21 protein-coding genes and 1 riboswitch are annotated in these 22,590 nt (G+C 52.7%); of the genes, 13 read left to right on the top strand and 8 right to left on the bottom strand.

Annotated features, from left to right (window positions below; translation table 11 throughout):
* Positions 1 to 39: 39 nt before the first annotated feature.
* The 3 genes from QLH52_RS14500 to QLH52_RS14490 all read right to left on the bottom strand — a co-directional run bounded on the left by QLH52_RS14500 (position 40) and on the right by QLH52_RS14490 (position 2,694).
* Positions 40 to 567: an REP-associated tyrosine transposase gene (locus QLH52_RS14500; RefSeq protein WP_425257561.1), complete on the bottom strand. Its 528-nt coding sequence runs from the start codon at positions 565 to 567 to the stop codon at positions 40 to 42.
* 309 nt (positions 568 to 876) lie between these two features.
* On the bottom strand, positions 877 to 1,236 hold the full coding sequence (locus QLH52_RS14495) for a hypothetical protein (RefSeq protein WP_171694377.1): 360 nt from the start codon (positions 1,234 to 1,236) through the stop codon (positions 877 to 879).
* 285 nt (positions 1,237 to 1,521) lie between these two features.
* Entirely contained in the window at positions 1,522 to 2,694 is a 1,173-nt protein-coding gene (locus QLH52_RS14490) for a phosphoglycerate kinase (protein ID WP_319962043.1), read from the bottom strand.
* 136 nt (positions 2,695 to 2,830) lie between these two features.
* On the opposite strand from QLH52_RS14490, the gene QLH52_RS14485 reads away from it, so the two are divergent.
* Genes QLH52_RS14485 through QLH52_RS14475 form a run of 3 tightly spaced genes read left to right on the top strand, consistent with a single transcriptional unit; the run spans position 2,831 to position 5,780 of the window.
* Positions 2,831 to 4,639: a vWA domain-containing protein gene (locus QLH52_RS14485; RefSeq protein ID WP_319962042.1), complete on the top strand. Its 1,809-nt coding sequence runs from the start codon at positions 2,831 to 2,833 to the stop codon at positions 4,637 to 4,639.
* Complete coding sequence (locus QLH52_RS14480; RefSeq protein WP_319962041.1) at positions 4,636 to 5,271, top strand: hypothetical protein; 636 nt, start codon at positions 4,636 to 4,638, stop codon at positions 5,269 to 5,271. Before QLH52_RS14485 ends, QLH52_RS14480 begins: the two co-directional genes overlap by 4 nt.
* Positions 5,268 to 5,780 carry a hypothetical protein gene (locus QLH52_RS14475; RefSeq protein WP_319962040.1) on the top strand — a complete coding sequence of 171 codons (513 nt, stop codon included), beginning with the start codon at positions 5,268 to 5,270 and terminating at the stop codon, positions 5,778 to 5,780. The genes QLH52_RS14480 and QLH52_RS14475 overlap by 4 nt, the downstream gene beginning before the upstream one ends.
* A 60-nt stretch (positions 5,781 to 5,840) precedes the next feature.
* Here QLH52_RS14475 and glgX read toward each other — a convergent pair whose 3' ends face one another.
* A complete protein-coding gene (gene glgX, locus QLH52_RS14470) occupies positions 5,841 to 8,039 on the bottom strand; it encodes a glycogen debranching protein GlgX (RefSeq protein ID WP_319962039.1) in 2,199 nt (732 codons plus the stop codon).
* Positions 8,040 to 8,223: 184 nt separating this feature from the next.
* On the opposite strand from glgX, the gene QLH52_RS14465 reads away from it, so the two are divergent.
* The 4 genes from QLH52_RS14465 (at position 8,224) to QLH52_RS14450 (ending at position 13,840) form a co-directional block, all read left to right on the top strand.
* On the top strand, positions 8,224 to 8,910 hold the full coding sequence (locus QLH52_RS14465; RefSeq protein ID WP_319962038.1) for a DUF4912 domain-containing protein: 687 nt from the start codon (positions 8,224 to 8,226) through the stop codon (positions 8,908 to 8,910).
* 7 nt (positions 8,911 to 8,917) lie between these two features.
* The gene (locus QLH52_RS14460; protein ID WP_319962037.1) at positions 8,918 to 10,507 is read left to right on the top strand and encodes a glycoside hydrolase family 57 protein; all 1,590 of its coding nucleotides are present in this window, start codon (positions 8,918 to 8,920) and stop codon (positions 10,505 to 10,507) included.
* 48 nt (positions 10,508 to 10,555) lie between these two features.
* Positions 10,556 to 12,052, top strand: a complete 1,497-nt coding sequence (locus tag QLH52_RS14455; RefSeq protein ID WP_319962036.1) for an endonuclease/exonuclease/phosphatase family protein — start codon at positions 10,556 to 10,558, stop codon at positions 12,050 to 12,052.
* A 195-nt stretch (positions 12,053 to 12,247) separates the two neighbouring features.
* A complete protein-coding gene (locus QLH52_RS14450; RefSeq protein WP_192394561.1) occupies positions 12,248 to 13,840 on the top strand; it encodes a phospholipase D-like domain-containing protein in 1,593 nt (530 codons plus the stop codon).
* A 191-nt stretch (positions 13,841 to 14,031) separates the two neighbouring features.
* Here the strand turns inward: QLH52_RS14450 and QLH52_RS14445 are convergent, their stop codons facing one another.
* Both QLH52_RS14445 and QLH52_RS14440 read right to left on the bottom strand, forming a co-directional pair.
* Entirely contained in the window at positions 14,032 to 14,550 is a 519-nt protein-coding gene (locus QLH52_RS14445) for a hypothetical protein (RefSeq protein WP_319962035.1), read from the bottom strand.
* 89 nt (positions 14,551 to 14,639) lie between these two features.
* On the bottom strand, positions 14,640 to 15,131 hold the full coding sequence (locus QLH52_RS14440; protein WP_319962034.1) for a hypothetical protein: 492 nt from the start codon (positions 15,129 to 15,131) through the stop codon (positions 14,640 to 14,642).
* 135 nt (positions 15,132 to 15,266) lie between these two features.
* Here QLH52_RS14440 and QLH52_RS14435 point away from each other — a divergent pair, with 135 nt between their 5' ends.
* From QLH52_RS14435 to QLH52_RS14415, 5 genes are all read left to right on the top strand, one after another.
* Positions 15,267 to 15,467, top strand: a complete 201-nt coding sequence (locus QLH52_RS14435; protein WP_319962033.1) for a hypothetical protein — start codon at positions 15,267 to 15,269, stop codon at positions 15,465 to 15,467.
* A gap of 208 nt (positions 15,468 to 15,675) precedes the next feature.
* Positions 15,676 to 15,978 carry a type II toxin-antitoxin system Phd/YefM family antitoxin gene (locus QLH52_RS14430; protein WP_319962032.1) on the top strand — a complete coding sequence of 101 codons (303 nt, stop codon included), beginning with the start codon at positions 15,676 to 15,678 and terminating at the stop codon, positions 15,976 to 15,978.
* A 3-nt stretch (positions 15,979 to 15,981) separates the two neighbouring features.
* Positions 15,982 to 16,335 (top strand): type II toxin-antitoxin system RelE/ParE family toxin, encoded by a 354-nt coding sequence (locus tag QLH52_RS14425; protein WP_319962031.1) that lies wholly within the window; start codon positions 15,982 to 15,984, stop codon positions 16,333 to 16,335.
* Between the two features lie 12 nt (positions 16,336 to 16,347).
* Positions 16,348 to 17,715: a DNA repair protein RadA gene (gene radA / locus QLH52_RS14420; protein ID WP_319962030.1), complete on the top strand. Its 1,368-nt coding sequence runs from the start codon at positions 16,348 to 16,350 to the stop codon at positions 17,713 to 17,715.
* Positions 17,716 to 17,756: 41 nt separating this feature from the next.
* Positions 17,757 to 19,409, top strand: coding sequence for a tetratricopeptide repeat-containing sulfotransferase family protein (locus QLH52_RS14415; RefSeq protein WP_319962029.1), 1,653 nt, complete (start codon positions 17,757 to 17,759; stop codon positions 19,407 to 19,409).
* Positions 19,410 to 19,604: 195 nt separating this feature from the next.
* On the opposite strand, the gene QLH52_RS14410 is transcribed toward QLH52_RS14415, so the two are convergent.
* Complete coding sequence (locus QLH52_RS14410; RefSeq protein ID WP_033158423.1) at positions 19,605 to 20,372, bottom strand: hypothetical protein; 768 nt, start codon at positions 20,370 to 20,372, stop codon at positions 19,605 to 19,607.
* Positions 20,373 to 20,471: 99 nt separating this feature from the next.
* Positions 20,472 to 21,584 (bottom strand): hypothetical protein, encoded by a 1,113-nt coding sequence (locus tag QLH52_RS14405; protein ID WP_033158424.1) that lies wholly within the window; start codon positions 21,582 to 21,584, stop codon positions 20,472 to 20,474.
* Positions 21,585 to 21,684: 100 nt separating this feature from the next.
* A riboswitch (cyclic di-GMP riboswitch) is annotated at positions 21,685 to 21,769 on the bottom strand.
* Positions 21,770 to 22,146: 377 nt separating this feature from the next.
* Here QLH52_RS14405 and QLH52_RS14400 point away from each other — a divergent pair.
* Positions 22,147 to 22,422: a hypothetical protein gene (locus tag QLH52_RS14400; protein ID WP_020483075.1), complete on the top strand. Its 276-nt coding sequence runs from the start codon at positions 22,147 to 22,149 to the stop codon at positions 22,420 to 22,422.
* Positions 22,423 to 22,590: the final 168 nt, after the last annotated feature.

The following is a 22,590-nucleotide window of genomic DNA, read 5'->3' as shown; positions in this document are numbered from 1 at the left end:
TGAAGGGTGTTGGCGTTCGGAGCATCGATTTCATCGAGGCTACGGTTCGCCGAAACTCTGATCGGCAACATTCTCGCCAGCCCAGTTCAGAGGGAGCCAACCGCGATGGACATAACGGTGAAACGATGAAAACGGCCAATCTTGCACGCATTGCGCCCAACCGTGCTTCACCGGGTTGAAGTGAATGTAATCGATGTGATGCAACCCATCCTGTTCGTCGCGAATGGTATGTTCCCAATAACGGCGTTGCCAGATGGATGCGCTGCCGTCATGCCGTTTGCCGACATCGATACCATGGCTGTTCAGCGCTTGAGTGAACAGCGATTTGATCGATTTCCAACGTCCGGGATAATCGGTATCGTGTTCCGGCAAACGCCAGATGGCATGCAAATGATCGGGCAATACCACCATAGCCTCAATCACGAAGGGTTTTCGGGCGCGGGTTTGCGCAAATGCTCGGCGTAAATCGCCGATATGTTCGACCAGGAAACGCGCCCGACGATCACGCAAAGTCACCGTAAAAAAGTAGGTGCCACCCGCCACGAAATTACGCCGATACGCCACCATCGCCATTCCTTACGTCGATTGAAGTCAGGCCATTGTAGCCTCGATGCAGCGATAGCGGAATCGAGGGCGTTGGCCTGCCGGTCATCAAGCCCACATCGGAAATTGAAGGGGGTTGGTCTTCGAAACCTCGATTACATCGAGGCTACTTGCTATCCTGCCGGCCATCAAGCTCATGCCGGCAATTGAAGGGTGTTGGCGTTCGGAGCCTCGATGCAGCGATAGCGGAATCGAGGGCGTCGGCTTGGAGCTATGGGGCGAGCAGCGTCCCCTTAAGCGTCCAGTTATGTGGAAAGCCTAAGCCAACAAAATTCATGGCTTGGATTCATCGAAAGAAAACAGTGCTATAAATCCACTTATCCAGTATGCGACAAGACTAATTACCAAGATCAATATTTGGCTGGGGCCGCCTGACAAATAATAGCCGTACTCAATATAACCACCTACTGAAATCGCAAAGTAGGCAGAAAATAAAGCAGCTGATTTTATTTTTCCTACAGCGACCGCGAGGGCAACGAGCAACAGTGGCGACACATAGACAATCATCCATTTTATAGCTGAGCCAGCTGGATCTCGAGAAGTACATTCAAATGAAGTATGTATTCCGACTGCTATCAGCGCAATAATGCCTAGGAACGGGATGAATCGAGACGGTTCCGCTAGGAGTTTCATTCGTTCATCACATGGTTAGTTATGAGATGGTTTTCGTCTATTTACCAAAAATACTCTTTGAAGAAGTAATTTATTGATATGCATATAATTGTCCCTTCTGTATATCATCGATGACGAAAAGATTTTGTCTGGTAAAGATCGAATTACAGCCATGGAATCACTGTGGGTGATAGAAGGCAACGGGTTGCAACCAGTCGATCAACAATTTTTCATGCGGATCAACTGGTACCCAATTTCAGATAATAAGAGACTGGCAGGGTCGATTAAACCTGCAAAGCTAACGCGTTAAGCGCGAGTCTGCAGAATAGCGACCGCCGGCAATTCTTTACCTTCCAGGAACTCCAGGAACGCGCCGCCACCGGTTGAGGTGTAAGACACCTTATCGGCGATGCCGTATTTGTCTATCGCCGCTAAGGTGTCGCCGCCGCCCGCGATGGAGAAGGCAGGGCTTTCGGCAATCGCTAACGACAGAGATTTGGTGCCTTCGCCGAATTGGTCGATTTCGAATACGCCGACCGGGCCGTTCCAGACGATGGTGCCGGCGGTTTTCAGAATCTCGGCGTATTGCTTGCTGGTTTCCGGTCCAATGTCCAGGATCAGGTCGTCGGCTTCCACGTCGGCGACGTTTTTCACGGTAGCCGCAGCGCTCTCGGAAAATTCTTTCGCGCAGACCACATCGACCGGTACCGGAATATCCGCGCCGCGTTCTTTTGCCGAAGCGATCAGACGTTTGGCTTCCGGGATTAAATCCGCTTCGTACAGGGATTTACCAACGGAGTAACCGGCAGCGGCGATAAAGGTGTTGGCAATGCCGCCGCCGACGATCAATTGATCGACTTTTGACGACAAGGATTCCAGCACCGTCAATTTGGTAGAGACTTTGGAACCGCCGACGATGGCAACTAACGGCCGGGCAGGAGTTTCCAGGGCTTTGCCCAGAGCGTCCAGTTCGGCCGCCAGTAGTGGGCCGGCGCATGCGACGGCGGCGTGTTCGGCTACGGCATGGGTCGAGGCTTCGGCGCGGTGCGCGGTACCAAAGGCATCCATCACAAAAATGTCGCACAGCGCGGCCATTTTCTGGCCTAGTTCGGCACTGTTTTTCTTCTCGCCTTTATTGAAACGCACGTTCTCGCACAATACGACTTCGCCGCGTCTAACTTCCACGCCTTCCAACCAATCTTTCACCAAACGTACCGGTTGACCTAGTAACTGTGAAAAACGCTCGGCGACGGGTTTAAGGCTTGATGCTTCGTCGTACTCGCCTTCGGTGGGACGGCCCAAATGTGACATCAAAATCACTGCCGCGCCGCCGGCCAATGCGGCTTCCACGGTTGGCACACTGGCTTGGATGCGTAAGTCACTGGTGACTTTGCCGTCTTTGACCGGCACATTCAAATCTTGGCGGATTAACACGCGCTTGCCGGCCAAATCCAGGTCGACCATTCGTTTGATAGACATAAGTTCTCCTTTGGTTGAAATAGTGAAAACATTATAAAGTGTAACGCCGGCCGCAGCCTGAATTAAAAAATAACAGAATAGTCAGGCGCTTGGACTATATTTGCTATCCGTTGCCTAAACTTTTACCGGCGGACTTATGTGCAAGTCGTTTATTTTTACGGTGTTCTGTGTGTTGGTGGTTACTGTTGATTCCGCGCGCTGCCAACCCGTGCCTGCCGCTGCCGGCGCCGACGAAATTCAGGTGTTGATAGACGTATCGGGCAGCATGAAACAGAACGATCCGGACAATCTGCGCATTGAGGCCAGCCGTTTGTTAGTCAACTTGTTGCCGGACGGCGCCAAGGCCGCGTTTTGGTTATTCGCCGAAAAAACCGCGCCGCTGTCCGCTACCGATGCTGTCAATGCAGCCTGGAAACAGCAAGCCGGCAAAGCCATCGGCAATATTCATTCTCGCGGCTTGTATACCCATATCGAAGATGCGATTCAGACCGTTCTGAGCCAGGGCTTTAAGGGCGGCGGCAAGAAACATCTGATTTTATTGACCGACGGTTTTGTGGACATTTCCAAGGACATCATGCAAAGCGCGGATTCCCGCGAGCGCATCCTCAGCGAGTGGATCCCCAAGCTCCAGCAGCAAAACATCAACGTACAAACCGTGGCATTGTCCGAGCAAGCCGATAAGGAATTGCTGGAAAAACTGGCCTTCGAGACCGGCGGCTGGGCGGAAACCGCGCAATCGGCGGAGCAATTGCAACGGGTGTTTCTGAAAATGGCCCAAAAAGCCGCGCCGAAAGAGACTTTGCCGCTGACCGATAATAAATTCCAGGTGGATAGCGGCATCCAAGAGTTTTCGGTGTTGGTATTCAAAAAACCGCATGCCGCGCCGACGCAGTTGGTTGCGCCGGACGGCAAAAGTATCAGTAAACAAAGCATGGTCGCCAACGTGTCCTGGCTGGAAAGCCAGGCTTACGACCTGATCACCGTCAAGCAACCCTTGATCGGTGAATGGCGTCTGGTGGCGGAAGTCGATCCGGACAACCAAGTTATGATCGTCACCGACTTGAAACTGCAACTTAGCGACATCCCTAATTTTCTGGGAGAGAATGAAGCCTTGCCGATTAAAGCGCATTTCACCGACAAGGATAAGCTGATAACCCGCGCCGATTTCCTGGGCATGCTAACCCTGGAAGTGATCCAGGATCAGCAAGCACCGGCAAAAATGCCGGTCGTGCTTGCAGAACCCGGTTTTTACCAGCACAAGACTGAGCATTTAAGTTTGGGTAAGCATTTGCTGAAAATCGTGGCGGACGGCAAGACCTTCAAACGGGAAATTATTCATGAGATCGAAGTGGTTGCCACGCCGATTACGGTCGAGAAGCACGTCGATGCAGCACAACGCCAAGTCACCCTAAAACTGTTACCGGATGCCAAACTGATCGATCCCGCCGGCTTGGTCGTCAATGCGGTGATTAACCAAACCGGGCATGAGCCGGAAACCCGCGCATTGACAAATAAAGACGGGGTTTGGCTGCTGGATTTGGCCGGTTTGCCGCCGCAGACCACCACGCATGTCAATTTTAATGTGATGGCTAAAGATCATGCCGGCAAGCCGCTGGCGCCGGCGATCAAACCGCTGAGTATCGATGACAGTTGGTTTGTTCCTGCCGAGAAAGTCGAGGCTGCCGTACCGGCCGCAGAGCCTGATGCGCATCACGAATCAGCCGATCATGAAAACACCGATCACGAAACCGATGCCGAGCAACATGAGCAGGCTGAGCATGAGCCACATCCGCCGCCGGACGTCCCGGAAACCAATTGGTTGTTGGTTGGCGGCATCATGTTGGTAATCAATCTGATATTGGGTGTGGGTGGATTTTTTACCTATCGATACCTGAAAAAAAGCCAAGCAGACAAACATCAGCAGTTACTGGAGAGATTGTCATGAATCCATTCGATTCCGTGGTAGTGATATTAGCGGCGGAGGCGTTGGGGGTTTTGACGCTGTTGGTTATCGTGCTGTTTTTTATCTCGAGAAACCGGCGAGGGAAGGAGATGGCCGAAATTGAACATTTCATTACCGAGCTTGAAGAGCAGTCCATCGTGAAGACTCGCTGGTTGGAGCAATTTCTGGAAGAAAACTGCGGGTTGGCTACAGCGGAGATTGAGCCATTGTTGCAAGAAGTCAATGCATCAGAACGCGCTGTGTTTGAAGGGGTTATTCGCTTGTTTTTAAAACGCGAATTGGTGTTGTTGAGTGAGATTGAGCAACGTATCGGTCGGCTAACCGAGCCATATCAGAATTTGCTGGCGAATCGGGGCACGCTTGCGCCGGTTGTTGCGGCGCAGGATTCTCCGCAAGCGAACCAATTGGCCGGCTTGGAGCGGATTAACCAACAACTGGTGCGGCAACTGGATAACGCGATGAAAACCATAGACGAAATGTCCGCCGAATATACCCGAGTGTTTAGCGGCAATCAGACCGCCTTAGAGTTGGAAAACAGCAGTAAAAAGATGCTGCAAATTTTTCATGATGCCGAACGCGGTGTGCGTGAAAGCATTACGGAGCTGGGGAAATGATGCAATCTCTGCTGCTTATCGGCTTAGGAGAGCTATCGCTGGTGTTGTTGACCGGTTTGATCGCGGTGTTATTCGTTAATCGGCGGCATAAACGTCGGCGGCTGGCCGGCATCGAAGAGTTGCTGGAAGACATTAAGGACCGGCAGGAGCGGCGCGGCGATAGGTTGGCCTTGGCCTTGGCCGGTAAGCATCACTTAGACGAACCAACCGCGGAGGCTGTCAGCGAAAATTTGATTGCGGCGGAAAAGCAGTTTTTGTATGGGTTTATTGAGCAGCAAATGCAGCAGCAGACCGTGGCCGGTTTTTACGAAAACCTGTGCCTTTTGCTGGATAGTTATCTGGACGGCTTACCCAAAGTGGCTGAAAAACCGGTTGCCGACGAGCCGGCTGCCAAGACCGAAGAACAATATGCCGACACCGATTCCGAGCAGCAAAAACCAGCTGACTCTGACGCGACCCCAGCCGAAGAGGCCCCACCACCACCGGATTGGGGTGATGTATTTGATTGATGATTTTGGCAGCTTGTTGTCAGGGCGCACCATAGCATACCCTGACAACAGGCTGTTTCATTAACTTGTCGGTATCTCCGTCGCCGGCTGGTCGAGCAATTTGATGCCGGTCAATTTGCTGAAAAAACTGGCGGACCGTTTCGCCACGCTATCGCCACCCTCGATACCGGTTTGATGGGTGTTTTCAAACACCACAATGGAGTGCGGCTCCACGGTATACCAGGGTCTGCTCAGTGCTTTTTGCTCGGCCGGCTCGATAATGTCTTTGGGCGATGTTTGCGCGGTATCCACGGCCAGACACCAGCTCTTGCCCTCAACCTCCGGTAGCTGCAGATTGTGTTTGCTGTCGGACATGTTCATTATTGCGTGCAGGTCGGGTTCATCTTTGCCTAATGCCGCCAGCGTAAAGGCTAGAATCCGCGTGTTCGGGTCGTCCCAACGCGGCGGTTGATCTACTTCCAGGCCATGCCAGCTGATGTCGGCCATATCCTTGTCTTCCATTTTCCGGCCGGTGAGGAAGTTTCGGCGCATCAAGGCCGGATGGCGTTTGCGCAAACGGATCATCTGCTGCACAAAATGCAGCACGTCGGCATTTTCCTTGGCTTTATCCCAATTCAGCCAGCTTAATTCGTTATCCTGACAATAGCAGTTGTTGTTGCCTTGCTGAGTGTGCAGAAATTCGTCGCCAGCCAGCAACATCGGTACACCATGGCTAAGCAGCAAAACCGTAAAGGCGTTTTTCACCTGTTGCCGCCGCAGTTTGACTATGGCCGGGTCGGGGGTTGGGCCTTCCACGCCGCAGTTGCTGCTGAGATTATTGCTGCAACCGTCTCGGTTGTTTTCGCCGTTGGCGGTATTGTGTTTTTCGTTGTAGCTGAACAGGTCTTTTAACGTAAAACCGTCGTGGCAGGTAACGAAGTTAATGCCGCTGATCGGCAAGCGGTGCTGATGTTGATAGAGATCGCTACTGCCGCAAATCCGGGTGGCCACTTCGGCAATGATGCCGGTGTCGCCGCGCAGGAAACGGCGAATTACGTCGCGGTAGCGGCCGTTCCATTCGCCCCAACGGTAGCCGGGAAAGTTGCCGACTTGATATAGCCCCGAGGCATCCCAGGCCTCCGCAATCAGCTTGGTTTTGGCCAGTTGTTCGGATAGTTCTATGCCCCAGACCAGCGGCGGATCCTGCAGTACGCTGCCGTCTTCGCCGCGCGCCAAGGCGCTGGCCAGGTCGAATCTAAAGCCGTCGACATGCATTTCCCGCACCCAGTATTCCAGGCAGCTGATGATGAAGTTGGTCACCAGCGGGTGGTTGGCGTTCACGGTGTTGCCGCAGCCGGTATAGTCGTGAAAGATGCGTTTGTCGTGCTTGTCGGTCAAATAAAAGCTGTTGCCGGTAATGCCTTTGAAATTGATCACCGGACCGTCGGCGCCGGCTTCGGAGGTGTGATTGAACACCACGTCCATGATCACGCCGATGCCGGCCTTGTGCAGCGCTTTCACCAGATCGCGGAACTCACGGATATGCGTGCCTTGTTCCGGCGTGACGCAGTATCCGGGATGCGGGCTAAAGAAGCTGTGCGTGCTGTAGCCCCAATAGTTTTTCAAGCCCAGATCGGCGGTATGCGGCGGCACGTCTTGCTCGTCGAAGGCCATGATAGGCAGCAGTTCGACATGGGTAATGCCCAGCTTTTTCAGGTAAGGGATTTTTTCGATCAGGCCGATAAAGGTGCCGGGGTGTTTAACCTTGGCGGAGGTGTGGCGGGTAAAGCCGCCGACATGCAATTCGTAGATAATGGCTTTTTCGCTGCGAATGGCCAGCGGTGTGTCGCCTTCCCAGTCGTAACGGTCATCTACCACCACCGCGCGCATGGCATGTTGGCTATTATCACCGGGCTTGCAGGCGGCGGCGCGGTTCCATAATTTGTCGCTGATCGCCCGCGCCCACGGGTCCAGCAATAATTTTTCGCGATCAAACCGCAAGCCCGACTCGCGCGTGTTGGCGGGGCCGTCGATGCGCCACGCATACCAGGTGCCGACCGGCAGTTCTTCGACAAACACGTGCCAGGAGAAAAACGTATGGTTTTTCTCTTTTTGTAAGGGTATGACTTGTAAAGGTTTTATGCTGTCGGATTCGGCAAATAACAGCAGTTCCACGTCCGTCGCATGGCGGCTGGAGATGGAGAAGTTGACGCCGCCCTCGCTGACCCGGGCGCCGTGAGGATAGGGACTCCCTGACTTTAAACTGTATGGTTTGTGCATGCCCTTTACCGAGAAACTGTGAATTAGTCCTGATTTTACTGCATATAAGGGCTGCGGGCCTACGCCTTGCGTAAATAATCGACAACGGTTAGAGTCTATAAAGCCTGGTCGCTGCGGCGATACGTCGCGGAGTGTCCGCTACCCACAGGATAAAACCTAGTCACCCGACCCGTTAACATTGCCGATGGCCTTTTCCTCCTCACCGTCTCAAGTCCGCATGCCGCTCTCTGCGGAGGAAATGCGGGTTATCAGTCTGGAGATTAGCCGGGGTTTTGCACCGCGCCGGTTTAGAGCGGGCGCGGCGCGGTTGACGAGTACCGGCTTCTCGCCGCAAGAGTTGTTAAGCATTAGTCAGCAGATTAATCGCGAATTTGCTCCACCCCTGCAACGCGCTGCCGCCAAAGTTGAAAGCGCCAAGCTGGTGGCGTTGCCGGTCGATCCGGAACATATCCATGTCTATTGGCAGCTTGATGAAGCGGCTCAGGCGTCTGTGCCGCTTGCCGAACCGCCTGCAGCTGTCCAACCTTTGACCTTGCGCGTATACAGTCATCCTGCGCCGCCCGAAGCGGTCTCGTTGCCGGCCGAATCGGCCAAAACCTGGTTCGATGTGCCGGTTGCCGCCGAACGCAGCCAACAGCAGATTACGCTGCCCAGCGGTGACACCTGCATCGCCGGGATTTACCAGGTGGCGATTGGCCGGCTCAATGCTCAGCAGGAGTTCAATCCGTTGGTGTATTCGCAGGCTGCCGCAGTCGCGCCGCAAGTGCCGCCGATGACGGAAAGGCTGTCGCCGGCGATGGCGCAGTTTATAATGCTGCCTTCCCAGGCGTCTTCGGCGCTTGCCGTAACCGCGTCCGGCCAACAAAACTAATTCCGCGATGAACAAAGGCTATCTCAGCATCGTTTTGCATGCCCATTTGCCCTATGTGCATCATCCCGAACATGCCAGTTTTTTTGAAGAAAACTGGTTGTTCGAAGCCATTACCGAATGCTATTTGCCCTTGTTGGCGATGCTGGAACGTTTGCATGTCGATCAAGTGCCGTACCGGCTGACCTTATCTCTGTCGCCGACACTGATGACGATGCTGCGCGATCCCTTGCTGCAAAATCGCTATCTGCATTATCTGCAAGGCCGGCTGGAGCTGGCGGAGCGGGAGTTGGAACGCACCCGCAGGCTACCGCAGTTTGAGCCGCTGGCGCAGATGTATATGCAGTGGTTTCAGGATGCCTTGCATCGCTACCAGCACCGCTATCAATGTGATTTGCTGACGGCGTTTCAACGGCATCACAGCGCGGGCTGCCTGGAGTTGATTACCACCGCAGCCACCCATGGCTTTTTACCCTTGTTAAATGTCAGTCCGGTGTCGGTGCGTAATCAAATCGGCGTGGGTATCGCCAGTTTTAAGAGCCAATTCGGCTTTGCGCCCAGCGGATTTTGGTTGCCGGAATGCGGTTACTATCCGGGCCTGGAACAGGCGCTAAAAGCCGAAGGCATCACTTATTTTTTCGTCGATAGTCACGCGATCATGGATGCCGACCAGCCGCCGCGCCATGGTGTGTATGCGCCGTTGGATTGCGGCAATGGCGTGGAGGCGTTCGGCCGCGATCCGGCATCCTCGCGGCAGGTGTGGAGCGCAGAGGAAGGCTATCCGGGGGATGGCGATTATCGCGAATACTATCGTGACATCGGCTTTGACTTGCCCTTGGAATATATCGCGCCTTATATTCTGGACGGCGAAACCCGGATCAACACCGGCATCAAGTACTACCGGATTACCGGCGCCAAGCAAACCAAGCAGGTGTACCAACCGGAGCGGGCCAAGCTGAAGGCGCGCCAACATGCCGAGGATTTTATCCTGCGCCGCCAGCAGCAAATTGACGCGCTGACTGCGGAAATGCCGCAAGCGCCGCTTATCGTCGCGCCTTACGATGCTGAACTATTCGGACATTGGTGGTTCGAAGGGCCTTTATGGCTTGAACAAGTGTTACGCTTGGCAGCGAGCAGCGAAAACGGTGTGCAGACCGTCAGTTGCGGCGATTATTTGCAATTGCCGTTGCAGCATGTGCAGGCCAGGCCGGCCGCTTCCAGTTGGGGCGAACACGGATATTCCAGTTACTGGCTGAACGAAAGCAACGACTGGATTTATCCCCTGTTACACAAGGCCGCCGCCGAAATGGAAAAGCTGGCCAACGATTTACGCGGTTTTACTGTGAGTGATTTACAGCAACGGGCGTTAAATCAGGCTGCCCGGTCATTGTTGCTGGCGCAGTCTTCGGATTGGCCGTTTATCATGAAGGCCGGCACCACGATCGACTATGCGCGCAAACGCATCACCGACCATTTGGCCCGTTTTAATTATCTGCACGATGCGATTCGCAAAAACCGTATCGATGAACGCTATCTGACCGCGCTGGAAATCATGGACGATATTTTTCCGGACATCGATTTTCGCCATTATGCCGCCTAGACAAAGGCCCGTTTTGGGCACTGCTTAACCCAACCTCCAGGGGGAGCTATGGATAACATCCAATTGTTGTATGTAGCCAATAACGTCACCGGCAAAGCCGCCGCCTGTCAGCAATCCTTGCAATTTTTGATGCGCGTCGCGGACCTGGATTATCACAAGCAAGTAGACGTGCTCTGGGCCGGCGAAGATGGCGTCTGGCATGTTTTGCCGGCCTTATTCAACCGTAAGGCGGAAGACGGGCAGGAGTATTGGCAGGCCGACATCCTATTTCCGCCGCAGCCGCATGCCGACATACCCGGTGATATTCGTTTTGCTTTGCGTCTGCAAGCAGCCGGCAGCGAATATTGGGACAACAACGAAGGTGGTGATTATTTTAGCGGCGCGGGTAGTGGTGCTAGATTGACCAACGCCGCGGCCATGCTGCAATTAAGCCACGCCGAACAACTGCAGGACGGGCAACATTCCGTGCCGGTCAAACTGGCGGTGGACGCTGCGCTGGAAATAGATCATGTCACGATCCATTGGACTATCGACGATTGGCAACACAGTCATACCACCAGCTGCCGCCGCCAGGCGCAAAGGAAGTCCGCCCATAAAGCCCTCTATGCCGGCTTGCATCTTGCGCAAGTGTGGAACGGGCGGATCAGGGTAGGGGATGCGTTTCGTCTGCAATACAGCATCTGCTGTGAAAGTAAGCAGCAACGCCTGTGGGATAACAATGCCGGGCAAAATTACGCGCTAAGCCGCACGCCGCTGCGGCTGTTGATTTTGAATCTGCACTGTTACCAAGAGGAAGACCAAGACCGGAAATTTTGGCAAATTGCTAACGCTATCGACGAGTTGGGCGCGGATGTGGTTTGCCTGCAGGAAGTGGCCGAGTATTGGAATGACGGGCGCGGCGATTGGCCGTCCAATTCTGCGAATATCATCAACCAGCGCTTGCCGCAACCGTTTCATCTGTACACGGATTGGTCGCACCTGGGGTTCGACAAATTCCGCGAAGGCGTGGCCATTCTTAGCCGCTATCCCTTTATGGAGCAAGAGGCCCGTTACGTATCGGACAGCCACGATGCCTACAGCATTCATTCCCGTAAAGTGGTGTCGGCGCGGATCAAGGTGCCTTATATCGGTACCCTGGATGTGTTTTCCGCGCATTTGAGCTGGTGGGAAGACGGCTTTCAGCAACAATTTCAACGGCTATCCGCGTGGGCGAACGACAAACGTAGCGCCGATGTGGATGCCACCTTGCTATGCGGTGATTTCAACATCGCCGCCGGTTCGACGGGTTATCAATTGGTGGTCGACGGCCATCAGTACGAAGATCAATATCTCGCCGCCAACGCCCCGGCGTTGTTCGAACAAATTTTTCGGGTTAACGATGCGCATTGGCGGGATTATCTGGCCGACGATTATCGAATCGATTACATTTTCATGGACAGGAATAGCGGCTTGCGGGCCAGCTCGGCGCGAACCGTTTTCACCGAGCAGGATTACGGGCCGGTATCGGATCATTGCGGCTATCTGTTAACCTTTGAGCCGTTATAAACTGAATTGCAAAGGGGAAACCTCTAAAAATCCCCTCTCCCTCAGGGAGAGGGTTAGGGTGAGGGATGTAAACAATTGATTTTAATCCCCTCATCCCAACCTTCTCCCTGAGGGAGAAGGAGGTTTTTAATGTTTTGAGGCCCCCGCAGGCGATTTTACAATTAAGATAAAGCTTGTTTAATTAGGCAGCACCATATGCAAGTAGCAGAACATTACGCCAAACCGGTATTTGGCAAATTGGGCGGTTGTTTTCAACGCGGTAACGATTTTCGGGAAACCTTCGACGTTCGCTGGGGCAAGATAGACTTTCATATGTCGCACGGCATAGCCGCTAATTTGAAGGTGGTGCTGAAGGTCTATCGGGAGTCGATTTGCGAGACCTATATCGTCGACACCGATGCTTACGATGTGGAATGGGACAAGCACAAACGCTCGACGCGGGATTTTTACGTGATGCCGCACTCCGGGCAATTTGGCAAGATCAGCTGCATCAAGTTTTCGTTTATCGTGCATTTGGGCGAGCATTCCATCGCCTCGCGCCACGATTATATATTCATGGACGGCGACCAGTTACGGGACAATCACCCGCAGCAGCGCCATATTAACGAGCATTGGGCCACGCCTAACCATTTTCGCAGTTACGAGTTGGATCCGGGCCAACTGCAAAGCGATGTGGATTGGTACAACCATCATTTCGACTCCTTGCAACTGACACCCAAATTTACCAAGGGCCAGCAGTTTCATCCCTATCATCCCAAGCGTTTTATTCACGATCATATCGATAAAGTCATCGCGGCCAAACACAGTCAGCCCGACCGCTTATGCACCATCAAAGTCAGCGTGGATTGCATAGACGACGGCGACTTTATCAACCACTTGATTCACGCCAGCCAGCAGGGTGTGTGGGTGCAATGCATCGTCGATTGGCGGAAGATGACGCTGACCAATAGCCAGAATTATGCGCGCTTGAAACGCTCCGGCATCGAACTGGTGGGGGTGTTTTGCACGCCCAAACACCACTTGATCGAAGTCGAGCCGGACATGCACACCAAGTTCGTGATCTTCAACGACGAGGATTGCATCATCGGCTCGTTCAACATCACTTTTGATCGTTGGTGGGCGAATTGGGAATCCGGGATGAGTTTTCATTCCAAGGGCGTGTGCCGTTTACTGGACAACATCTTCCAGAGCCAGCGCGGCGGAGTGATTCAAAAGTATGGTGTCGACCCGCTCAGCCCGTTCAACTTGTTATATACCTTTGGCCGCCACACCATGGCTAATGGAAGGGTTTACCGGCCGCATCACGCTATATTAGCGGAAATTCATAGAGCGCGCCGCTCCTTGAAGTTGTGTTTGTTTTTGATCGGCGATTTGCTGGGCGATCATCACGACAGCGTCGTTAACGCCTTGATCCAGGCCCGCGACCGTGGTGTTGACGTGCAACTGCTGTTCAACGGCCACTTGGCCCGGCAAGGCAAAATCGGCGTGGAACGCAGTATGGCCGACGAATTGGCGCGACCACTGTTGCCGGCCGTGCAACGCTTGCGCGATGCGGGGATTCGAGTGGGATTGGTCTATGGCCAAGACGACTTGCCGGTGCCGTACTCACCCATCCATAGCAAATATTGCGTGATTGACGATTACATCGTCATCGACGGTAGTTTCAACTGGTACAACACCTCGGTGTTCTCCCACGACTTGATCGTCGTCGCCGCCAACCGCGACGTGGCGCAGCCGTATTTGTACGAGTTTGGCCAGATCCAGCGTTTGTTTAGGGTGTTTTACTGAAAAACATTACAGGTATACGACGACTCATATCTTCCTGAATAACGTTTTCGGTCAAACGCTGTCTATCGTGGTGGATTTTTGAATGAACGATTAACGCCAAAATAACTGGCAAATTAAAGCGGTGTGACGATAGGAGCGCCGCTTTAATTTGTCAATGTTGATTTTCTGGTTAGGTGATTGTTATGCATTGCCTACCCTATAACCAAAATACCCAATTTGTCTGGAGTTACTTTGCTGCACCATTGTTTGATGTGTTCCCCTGTGCTCATTACAACCTTTGGTTCAAACCTCCAGTCCTCAGGCTTTTCGTCTTCATCATAAAACTTAGTGACGTCACTTTCAGCGAAATTGGCCTCTTCAATATTTTCAATAATATTTTTTGCAATTTGATAATCGATAATAGCGGCACTGCCGCCACAGTACTCTGAGAGTTTGTTTGATTCCGGCATGGCAAGGTCAAATATTGATTCGGCGACTTGAGATAGCATTAAGTCATAATCAGTCATAACCATGCCCGATAGCTCATATGCAATTTCCTCATGAGCGTTTTCGTTTAGAAAATCGAGCCACGGGTAGACAACCTCTGTTTTTTGCTTCATGAAGGGTATTAGAGGATTCTTTCCAACTTTTTTCTCTATAGGTTTTGATTTTGACAAAAGCTCAACGAGCTTAATTTTATCTAATGTCCAGAAAGTAGATATAAGGCTCATGATGTCTCTTTTTGCCTAGCGTTTGAATTCAGCAGTCGCCGAAGGCGATCCGCTGGAGTGAGGGGTTGGGCTTCGCCACAGTTGCAACATTATTTCCCGATTTTCTTGAAATCTAGCCATGGTAATAGTGCATTTTCAAGAGCCGCCATAATCGTGTGCAAATCTGGTTTCGACTGCTTCCGTTTTGACCATTCTTTATATTCATCTTGGTCTCGTGGTTCCGTTTTGAATTTCCTGTCGAACTGAACAAGGAAACCCAATGTGTCTTTCAAAGCTGTTAGCTCCCGATACACTGCTGAATCTGCACCAAACAAAAATATTGACTCACGATAGACGCGAATAAAATCTCTCGCGCATGCATCGATGAACTCCGCGTTGGTATCCGATGAGTAGTAAGACTGAAAATATACGAGCGCCTTTTCATAAACAGAGAACCGCCGATTGTATAAATCTAGACGGAACTTGTGATTGTTAATTCTGTATTGGAAGAAACCAATTAGTGCAACCGCACCAGATATAAATATTGGCACAAGGACTAAAGCCCAGTCGTAATAGCTCTTTTGATCAGCGCTGCAAGTCATGTGCATCCTCGTTCGATTGACGCCCAACAAGGAATTAGATAGTTTCGGTATATCTACCGAAAAATGATCTTTGGCACGATAATTTATTGATCTGCATGTGATCTTCCTTTCTGTATATCATTCGGCGGAGAAATAATGACCGGTAACGGCCAGACTGTTGCCATTGAATCAGATCGAGCCATAGTCCGCAACGGCTCGATAGAAACAGATTTAAAAAGCCCGGCCATTAATTCTACTTTGTCAGATTTGCCCGCCGGGATGGGGGTATCCAGTGCCTGGATGGCAAGCTTCGATCCGTCCGTGGTGTCTGGATTTCGGCTATCCCTGCCGAAATGACGAGCACTGCCGAGAATCTGACAAGGCAGAATTAACCACTCGTAAGCTCCGGCACATAGCCAATCGCTAAAGCGCCAAATGTGTGGTCAAGCTGGCGCGTCAAAGATAGGCAGCCGAAGATGAGATAAACCGGGAGGTTTCGCTATGCAAATCAGCCAAAAGCTCATAATATTGAGCGAAATTTTGAGCAAACCAATCAGGAGTCGTTATGAGTATTGCCGTGGCCGATATAGTGCCGTTTTCCGAGGCCAGGACCCAGTTATCCGCTTTGGTAAGCGAGGTGCAAGCCGGTAAGGAAAAAATCATTACCAAAAACGGTGAAGGCGTTGCCGCGTTGATCGGCGCGGAACGCTTGGATCACTACCATCGCCTGGAACGCGCGCATATCCACTTATTGTTGCTCCATGAAATCGAACGCGGACTGGCCGATGTCGAGGCGGGGCGTCACCAGGATGCCCGTGAAGCGTTAAAGCAACTCAAACAAGACCGGGCTAAATCCGCATCCGTCTGATCCATGCAGGTCCGTTTTACTGATAACTTTCTCGCCAATTTGCAAGACATCGACGTCTATTGGCAGGCAAACAATTTGCCGCAGGCTTACGACCGGTTGCTGGAGCGTTTGAGCGACCCGGTCATTCCAAATCTTGAGCGTTATCCGGAAATGGGTTGGTTATTTGCTCGCCATAACCCGGACTCGGTCGAAGCGCTGACCGCGATCTGGCGAATCGCCGACCGCTATCCGGCGGTCCGCGAATATGTTTTAGAGGATTATTTGCTGTTGTATTTGCCGACTGACGCCGTGTATCTGCTCGCCATCAAACACCAACAACTCGGCTATGATTTGGCTGGCTTGTGGCTAAATCGTTAAACCTTTATCGCTATGGCTAAAAAATCAAAATCCGCTTACGTTTGCACCGAATGCGGCGCCGATTTTCCCGGCTGGTCCGGGCAATGCAATCAATGTGGAGCCTGGAACAGCATCAAGGAAGTGAAGCTGGGTAGCGGTAAATCAGCCCGCGATAACTCCGGCTATGCCGGTAGCCGCAGCGAAGTGCGATTATTGTCGGACGTCAACCTGGCCCAAGCCGAACGGATTTCCACCGGTCTGGCGGAGTTTGATAGGGTGTTGGGCGGCGGCATTGTTACCGGCAGCGTGGTGTTGATCGGCGGTGCACCGGGTGCCGGCAAGAGTACCATCCTGCTGCAAGCCATCGGTCATATTGCCCAGCAACTGCCGGTGTTGTATGTGTCGGGCGAGGAATCGCTGCAACAAATTGCGGAGCGCGCGCACCGTTTGCAATTGAATACCGCCGGCATCAAAATGTTGGCCGAAACTTCGGTACAGCAGATTTGCCAAGTCTTGGACGAGGAACAGCCCAAGGTAGTCATCATCGATTCGATTCAGGTGATGTATACCGCCGATTCCGATTCGGCGCCGGGTTCGGTGTCTCAGGTGCGCGAGTCCGCGAGCTATCTGACCCAGTATGCCAAGCGTAGCGGCGTGTCGTTTTTCATGGTCGGCCACGTGACCAAGGACCAATCATTGGCTGGGCCGATGACCTTGAGCCATATCGTCGATGCGCAAGTGGTGTTGTCGTCCACGGACGATTCAAGATTCCGAGTATTGCGCGCCGACAAGAACCGCTTCGGTAGCGTCGGCGAATTGGGTTTTTTTGCGATGGAAAGCAGCGGCTTGAAGGAAGTGAAAAATCCGTCGGCGATGTTTTTATCCCGCGCCGAAAAGCCCTCGCCGGGCAGCGTGGTGACGGTGCTGTGGGAAGGCACCCGGCCCTTGCTGGTGGAAATTCAGGCCTTGGTTACCGAAAGCCAGTACGGCAATCCGCGCAGGCTGGCGGTGGGTTTGGATCAAAACCGGCTGGCCATGTTGCTGGCGGTGTTGTCGCGCCACGGCGGGATTTTTACCGGCAATGACGAGATTTACGCCAACGTAGTCGGCGGCATCAAGGTGTCTGAAACCAGTACCGACCTGGCAATCATGGTCGGTGTGGTCTCCAGTCTGCGCGACCGGATTATTCCTTACGACACGGTGTTCTTCGGCGAGGTGGGTTTAAACGGTGAAATTCGCCCGGTCGCCAACGGCCATGCTCGGCTCAACGAGGCGGCCAAGCACGGTTTCAAAAAGGCGATTATTCCTAAGAGCAACAAACCCAAGGATCCGGTGAAAAACTTGCAAATCCATGCAGTCAGCAATATTCAAGAAGCGCTGGCCGTGCTGGCGGATTTATAATTGCTGCCCATAATCAATGCCAAACTTCGTCAGGGAACGATATGAAAAATACAGCAGCCGCCAACGCTAAATTTGGCCGTAACGATCCGTGCCCATGTGGCAGCGGTAAAAAATACAAAGCCTGTTGTTTAAAGCAAGCCGAAGCGGCGGCGAGGCCGGTTCAACCCAGTGTGGACGCGGCCTTAAAGCAAGCCTGGCAAGCCGTGGCCCGGCGCGATATGGCGGGTACGTTGCATGGGTTTCGGCAAGTGTTAGCGATCCAACCCAATCATGCAGAAGCACTGGCCGGATTGGGACAGGCTTTGTGTTGGCAGCAGCAGCGCCGGGAAGGCTTGGCCTATCTACAGCAGGCTGCTCAGCAACTGGAAATTGACGCTCAGCAAACCCGCAATATCCGTTTTATTTTGGAGTTGGCGGAGCAATTACATCACTGGGGTGACTTGGATACGGCGCTGAAACTGACCGAGTTGGCGGTCAAACTGGAACCTGAGAACCCTGCCGCGCTGAATAATCGCGCCCTGTATTTGACGCGGGTTAATCGATTCGAAGAGGCTTTGCCTTTTGCCAGCAAGGTTTGCGAGTTACGTCCGGATGATCCGGCCTGCAATAATATGCTGGCGGTGCTGGAAGCGCATTTAAACCGTTTGCCGGCAGCCAAGCAGCGCTTTCAGGCTGTGATAGCCGCCAATCGCAATATGCAGCAGACCGCACGCGCCTGGCAGGAGTTGGTCGGGGTGTTGGATAAATTGGAAGAATACGATGCATCGTTTGCGGCTTGCCAGCAAGCTAAGGCTTTGTATAAGCAATTACCTGAACTCAGCTCACTTGACGCCGGACAGGTATTTCGTGCGATTCAACGTAACAAGCAGGGCTTTGATCAGGCGTTACTGCATCGATGGGCTCTCAGCGACTTTGCCGATAACTTGCCGGCCCCGACGTTTCTGCTGGGCTTTTTGCGTTCCGGCACGACGTTGACCGAGCAAGTGCTGGCGGCGCATCCCGAGGTGTTTACCTCCGATGAAAATGATCTGATTCATGGTTTGATTCAAGAGCTGCAAAGGTTGAGCGGTGTGCGAGAAGACATTCCGGCCGCCCTCCGCCAGCTTGGTCTGGATGATGTCCGAAAGTTACGTGCGTACTATTGGCGGCGGGTTGGCGAAGAATACGGCGCGCATGCCTTGAATAAATGCTTTATCGACAAAGTGGCGCTAAATAGTATCGATATTGGCCTGATTAGCTGCCTATTTCCGGAGGCCAGGATTATCTTTGCGCTACGCGATCCGCGCGATGTGTGTTTGAGTTGCTTCCAGCAGGCGTTTAAGCCGTCTAGCGTGACAGTCAATCTACTGAGCTGGGAAGGTGTGGCTAAGCAATATGCGGCCGTAATGGATCTGTGGTTTTACATAAAGCCGATGATGCAGCCGCGTTATATGGAATTGCGTTACGAGGACACGGTCAACGATTTCGAAAACAGTTTTCGCCGGGTGTTTGCCTTATTGGATTTGGAATGGGTGGCCGAAGTTAGCGCGTTTCATGAAAAGGCTAAGGGCCGTTACATTGCCACGCCGAGTTTTGCCGCTGTCGCTCAGCCGATTTATTCGCGCTCGGTGGCGCGTTGGCAGCACTATGAAAAGTTTTACGAACCCGTATTACCGATTTTAGCGCCGTATATCGATGCGTTCAGTTACGAATGAAGCGAATGGGCAGGGTTGTTCAAGCTTTTTGATCAAGTAGACTACGATCAAACGGCTGTAAAAATGGAGCTTCCGTGCCCCCGGTCATCCTTGACCGAAACCGATCCAATTTCTTGCTGATTAACCTGGCCCTTGATCACACTGGTAATTAAGGGCGCCGGGTTAAAAATCAGCTTTAAGTGACATAGATACGTCTCAGACGTTTTCTGTGGTTTTGCGTTTGCCGAAACCGACTAAGCCGGCCATCGCGCTACCGAACAGCCAAACCGCACCGGGTACGGGTACCGGTGATGCGGCGGCGGAGATGGTAGCGGTATAGGCCAGATTGGCGCCGCCTACCGTGCCGTCGTAACCACCCAAAATCAGTGTGTAAGTACCGGCAGTCAGGAAACGGGTCAGCGTCGCGCTGGCGGTGGTGCCTTGAGTGGCTGCAAAGGCCCAGGCGTTTGCGTCAACCAAAGCCAGCGTTGTGCCAAGTGGGCTGGCAGCCATGGGATTCAGAGCACCGTTGTTCAGGTATTCTTGATGACGACTGCTGCTACCCGCGGTATCCCAGCCGCTCCACAAACCAAAAGCCGGGCGCAGATTGGAGCCGTCCGACGATACGGTGATGGTCACTTCCGCATCGGCATGCAATTCAAACAAACCGTAATCGGCGGTATGCCCCCAGTTTGTCGCGCCGTCTTTATAAGCTTTGGCGCCCATGCCTATGCCGTGGCCGCTGGCGGTTTGCGAGTTGGCAACGCCGCCGTCATTGTGGATCATCGCTACCCAGGTGGCGGGCAAATTGCCAATATATCCTGGATCGCCGGCCGACCATGGGCCTGCGGCAGAACCGTCCGGTAAGGGATCTCCGGAAGCCAAATTGTAGGTTACGTGAGCGCTAGCCATGCCGCTGATCGACATTAACGCGCCCATGGCGCCGGCTAATGCTAGTTTCTTAAAGGTTAAGTTTGCTGTCATTTTGGATCTCTATTGAATCAAATATATGAGCTAAAGCCTGTTGTTAAACAGCGCTTGGTGAGGGGATTGCCGTAGTTTGGCGGCAATCCCGCTGGGTAATTAAGCCGCTAGTGCTTGTTTGCGGCGGCCGAAACCGATCAAGCCGGCCATCGCGCTGCCGAACAGCCAGACTGCGCCTGGAACAGGCACTGCCGAAGTGGTAACCAGTACGTCGTAGGTCACGCCATCGAGCGCGCCGCCACCGTGCGCGCCGACCACCAAGGTATAAAAGCCATTGGTGTGCAGCCCGGGTGTGCCTGTGGCATTCCACTCGGCTTGGTCGAACACAAACGAGTAGAACAAGGTGTCGGAAGTGCTGCTCATGCTGGCTGTCCAGATAGCTTCGCCCAAGCTTGAGCCTTGCAGGCCCGTTTCGCCGATTGTGGCAGCCGCGTTACGGTCAGATGTGGAACTGCTGTCCACATTGCGATACAGGGCCACGTCCAATAAGCCGTTAAATTGGCTGTAATCGGCGTCGTTTTTCACCGTAATGGTGGTTTTGATATTGCCCGCGCTGGCGCAGTTAGCGCTTGCTGTGTTTGCGCCGCAGCTAATATGAATCAAGCCGTAGTCCAGTCCCAGGCCGGTTGAAGCTGAATTGCCTGCTACCGCCAAGTAAGGATGGTCGCCATCAGCCGGTAGGTCGGCCATGATGGTGCCCCAGGTGGCGGCGTTGGTGCCGCCGTTTTTGTCCGAGTAAGCTTTCCACAAGCTACCGATAGTGTTGGTGCCGAAGCTAGGGTTTGAGTTAATAAGATTTGCTGTCAGTGCGCCATCGTTGTCTGTAGCGCTGGAGCCGGTATGTAATTCGCGTTTGGTGAAACCTGTAGCTGTTGTATGCTGACCTGAATACCACATATAGGGCAGGTTGCCTGCTACTTCTGTGGCTGTCTCAGCCGCGGTACCTGTGCCCGGAATTAAGGTGTTCGCGTTTAAGTCGCCGACTGTATAAACGTTGGTACCGTTGGCGACTCTATTGGTGCCGTTGGAGTTTGCAGATACACCGTCTGTACCGTTGATGCTGTTGGCGATGCCGAAGCCGATGGCGGAGTTACCGGAGGCTACTGTGCCCGCGCCGGTCAGGTTGTAGTAAGAGTGCGCGAACGCTTGGCTGGAAACAGCCGCCAGGCCAGTTGTCAAAATAGCTGCTATAGCCGTTTTATGAAAGATCATGATCGTCCTCTTTTGTTATTGGAATTAAAGGTAACAGCGAAACTGACAAAACTTGACCAACAGCAGCGAGCCAAACTTTGCCCTCGCCCATGGCGCGCATGGGGGCAATCCGGCCTTCTTTAAATCGTTTTTTAAGAACCGTGATTTTCCGGCCCCGCCTCACGACGGGTGTGGCAATGCTTGCTTTCAGAGATTTGCTCATTCCGCCAGCGGCAGACATGGCAGGGATAGAGACCTACTAACCGCTTTTCGGAAAGCAAACCACGAAGCAAGTACACTAGTTACAGCGAATAGCGGGCCAACTTAATAAAATATATAAATATCATTGTATTGCTGCTTATTTTTCCTGGGATGGCATGAGTGAGCGGCTGGCGAAATTCAGCGAAATAGCGCATGCGCTTATTTTAAATAACACAGTTCAATTGTTGGGAGATAATCCCCGCTTGGTGGTGAAGTTTGTTTTGGTGGATTTGATCAGGAATTTCTTTATTTTCTAGTCGTTTATTGTTAGGTTGTTGCGCCGCTAATTGGGTTGGCACGAGATTTTTCTGTGGAGAGATGTATGCAAAAAACCGATAAAACCCCGCTGTGGGTGTTCCTGGCCCTGTCGAGTATAGAAACCCGCAAAGGCGCGTTACTGTTGATCTGGAGTAGTATTGTTTTTACTCTTTACTGTGTGCCTTGGCCGCTCTATTTCGATGGCAACGGTTGGGTTGCCAAATTATTTTTGATCGACGATTGGGAATGGTTTGCGATGATGCTGCCTATGACGTTTTGGTACTGGCTGAGCATGAGGTGGGTGGATAAAAACGGCGGCTGGCGTTTGGCTGGTGCGTGATATGCCGCACTATTTTTTGGGAGGGCATGATTCGTCAGATCGTGACGCTTGTTCCTAAAAGATCAGCTCGTAGATTATCTTTCGATCTTGTAAGCGACTAGCCTAATTCCTTATTTGCCATGGCATGTAGCGGTTGGAGTGAAGGTTGCTATCAAAAATCGATTGAAT

It is taken from the genome of Methylomonas defluvii (assembly GCF_033949435.1).
Lineage (GTDB): Bacteria > Pseudomonadota > Gammaproteobacteria > Methylococcales > Methylomonadaceae > Methylomonas > Methylomonas defluvii.
The sequence above is the reverse complement of the archived record's forward strand: the minus strand, read 5'-3'. Positions and strand labels throughout refer to the sequence as shown.

What these genes read in the sequence shown, in the direction of transcription:
- QLH52_RS14475 (WP_319962040.1), top strand. Translation starts at nt 5,268, where the DNA reads ATGATGCAATCTCTGCTGCTTATCGGCTTAGGAGAGCTATCGCTGGTG.
- QLH52_RS14445 (WP_319962035.1), bottom strand. Translation starts at nt 14,550, where the DNA reads ATGAGCCTTATATCTACTTTCTGGACATTAGATAAAATTAAGCTCGTT.
- QLH52_RS14465 (WP_319962038.1), top strand. Translation starts at nt 8,224, where the DNA reads ATGGCCTTTTCCTCCTCACCGTCTCAAGTCCGCATGCCGCTCTCTGCG.
- glgX (WP_319962039.1), bottom strand. Translation starts at nt 8,039, where the DNA reads ATGCACAAACCATACAGTTTAAAGTCAGGGAGTCCCTATCCTCACGGC.
- QLH52_RS14425 (WP_319962031.1), top strand. Translation starts at nt 15,982, where the DNA reads ATGCAGGTCCGTTTTACTGATAACTTTCTCGCCAATTTGCAAGACATC.
- QLH52_RS14485 (WP_319962042.1), top strand. Translation starts at nt 2,831, where the DNA reads ATGTGCAAGTCGTTTATTTTTACGGTGTTCTGTGTGTTGGTGGTTACT.
- QLH52_RS14455 (WP_319962036.1), top strand. Translation starts at nt 10,556, where the DNA reads ATGGATAACATCCAATTGTTGTATGTAGCCAATAACGTCACCGGCAAA.
- QLH52_RS14440 (WP_319962034.1), bottom strand. Translation starts at nt 15,131, where the DNA reads ATGACTTGCAGCGCTGATCAAAAGAGCTATTACGACTGGGCTTTAGTC.
- QLH52_RS14490 (WP_319962043.1), bottom strand. Translation starts at nt 2,694, where the DNA reads ATGTCTATCAAACGAATGGTCGACCTGGATTTGGCCGGCAAGCGCGTG.
- QLH52_RS14415 (WP_319962029.1), top strand. Translation starts at nt 17,757, where the DNA reads ATGAAAAATACAGCAGCCGCCAACGCTAAATTTGGCCGTAACGATCCG.
- QLH52_RS14495 (WP_171694377.1), bottom strand. Translation starts at nt 1,236, where the DNA reads ATGAAACTCCTAGCGGAACCGTCTCGATTCATCCCGTTCCTAGGCATT.
- QLH52_RS14500 (WP_425257561.1), bottom strand. Translation starts at nt 567, where the DNA reads ATGGTGGCGTATCGGCGTAATTTCGTGGCGGGTGGCACCTACTTTTTT.
- QLH52_RS14435 (WP_319962033.1), top strand. Translation starts at nt 15,267, where the DNA reads ATGACCGGTAACGGCCAGACTGTTGCCATTGAATCAGATCGAGCCATA.
- QLH52_RS14405 (WP_033158424.1), bottom strand. Translation starts at nt 21,584, where the DNA reads ATGATCTTTCATAAAACGGCTATAGCAGCTATTTTGACAACTGGCCTG.
- QLH52_RS14450 (WP_192394561.1), top strand. Translation starts at nt 12,248, where the DNA reads ATGCAAGTAGCAGAACATTACGCCAAACCGGTATTTGGCAAATTGGGC.
- QLH52_RS14480 (WP_319962041.1), top strand. Translation starts at nt 4,636, where the DNA reads ATGAATCCATTCGATTCCGTGGTAGTGATATTAGCGGCGGAGGCGTTG.
- QLH52_RS14430 (WP_319962032.1), top strand. Translation starts at nt 15,676, where the DNA reads ATGAGTATTGCCGTGGCCGATATAGTGCCGTTTTCCGAGGCCAGGACC.
- radA (WP_319962030.1), top strand. Translation starts at nt 16,348, where the DNA reads ATGGCTAAAAAATCAAAATCCGCTTACGTTTGCACCGAATGCGGCGCC.
- QLH52_RS14400 (WP_020483075.1), top strand. Translation starts at nt 22,147, where the DNA reads ATGCAAAAAACCGATAAAACCCCGCTGTGGGTGTTCCTGGCCCTGTCG.
- QLH52_RS14460 (WP_319962037.1), top strand. Translation starts at nt 8,918, where the DNA reads ATGAACAAAGGCTATCTCAGCATCGTTTTGCATGCCCATTTGCCCTAT.
- QLH52_RS14410 (WP_033158423.1), bottom strand. Translation starts at nt 20,372, where the DNA reads ATGACAGCAAACTTAACCTTTAAGAAACTAGCATTAGCCGGCGCCATG.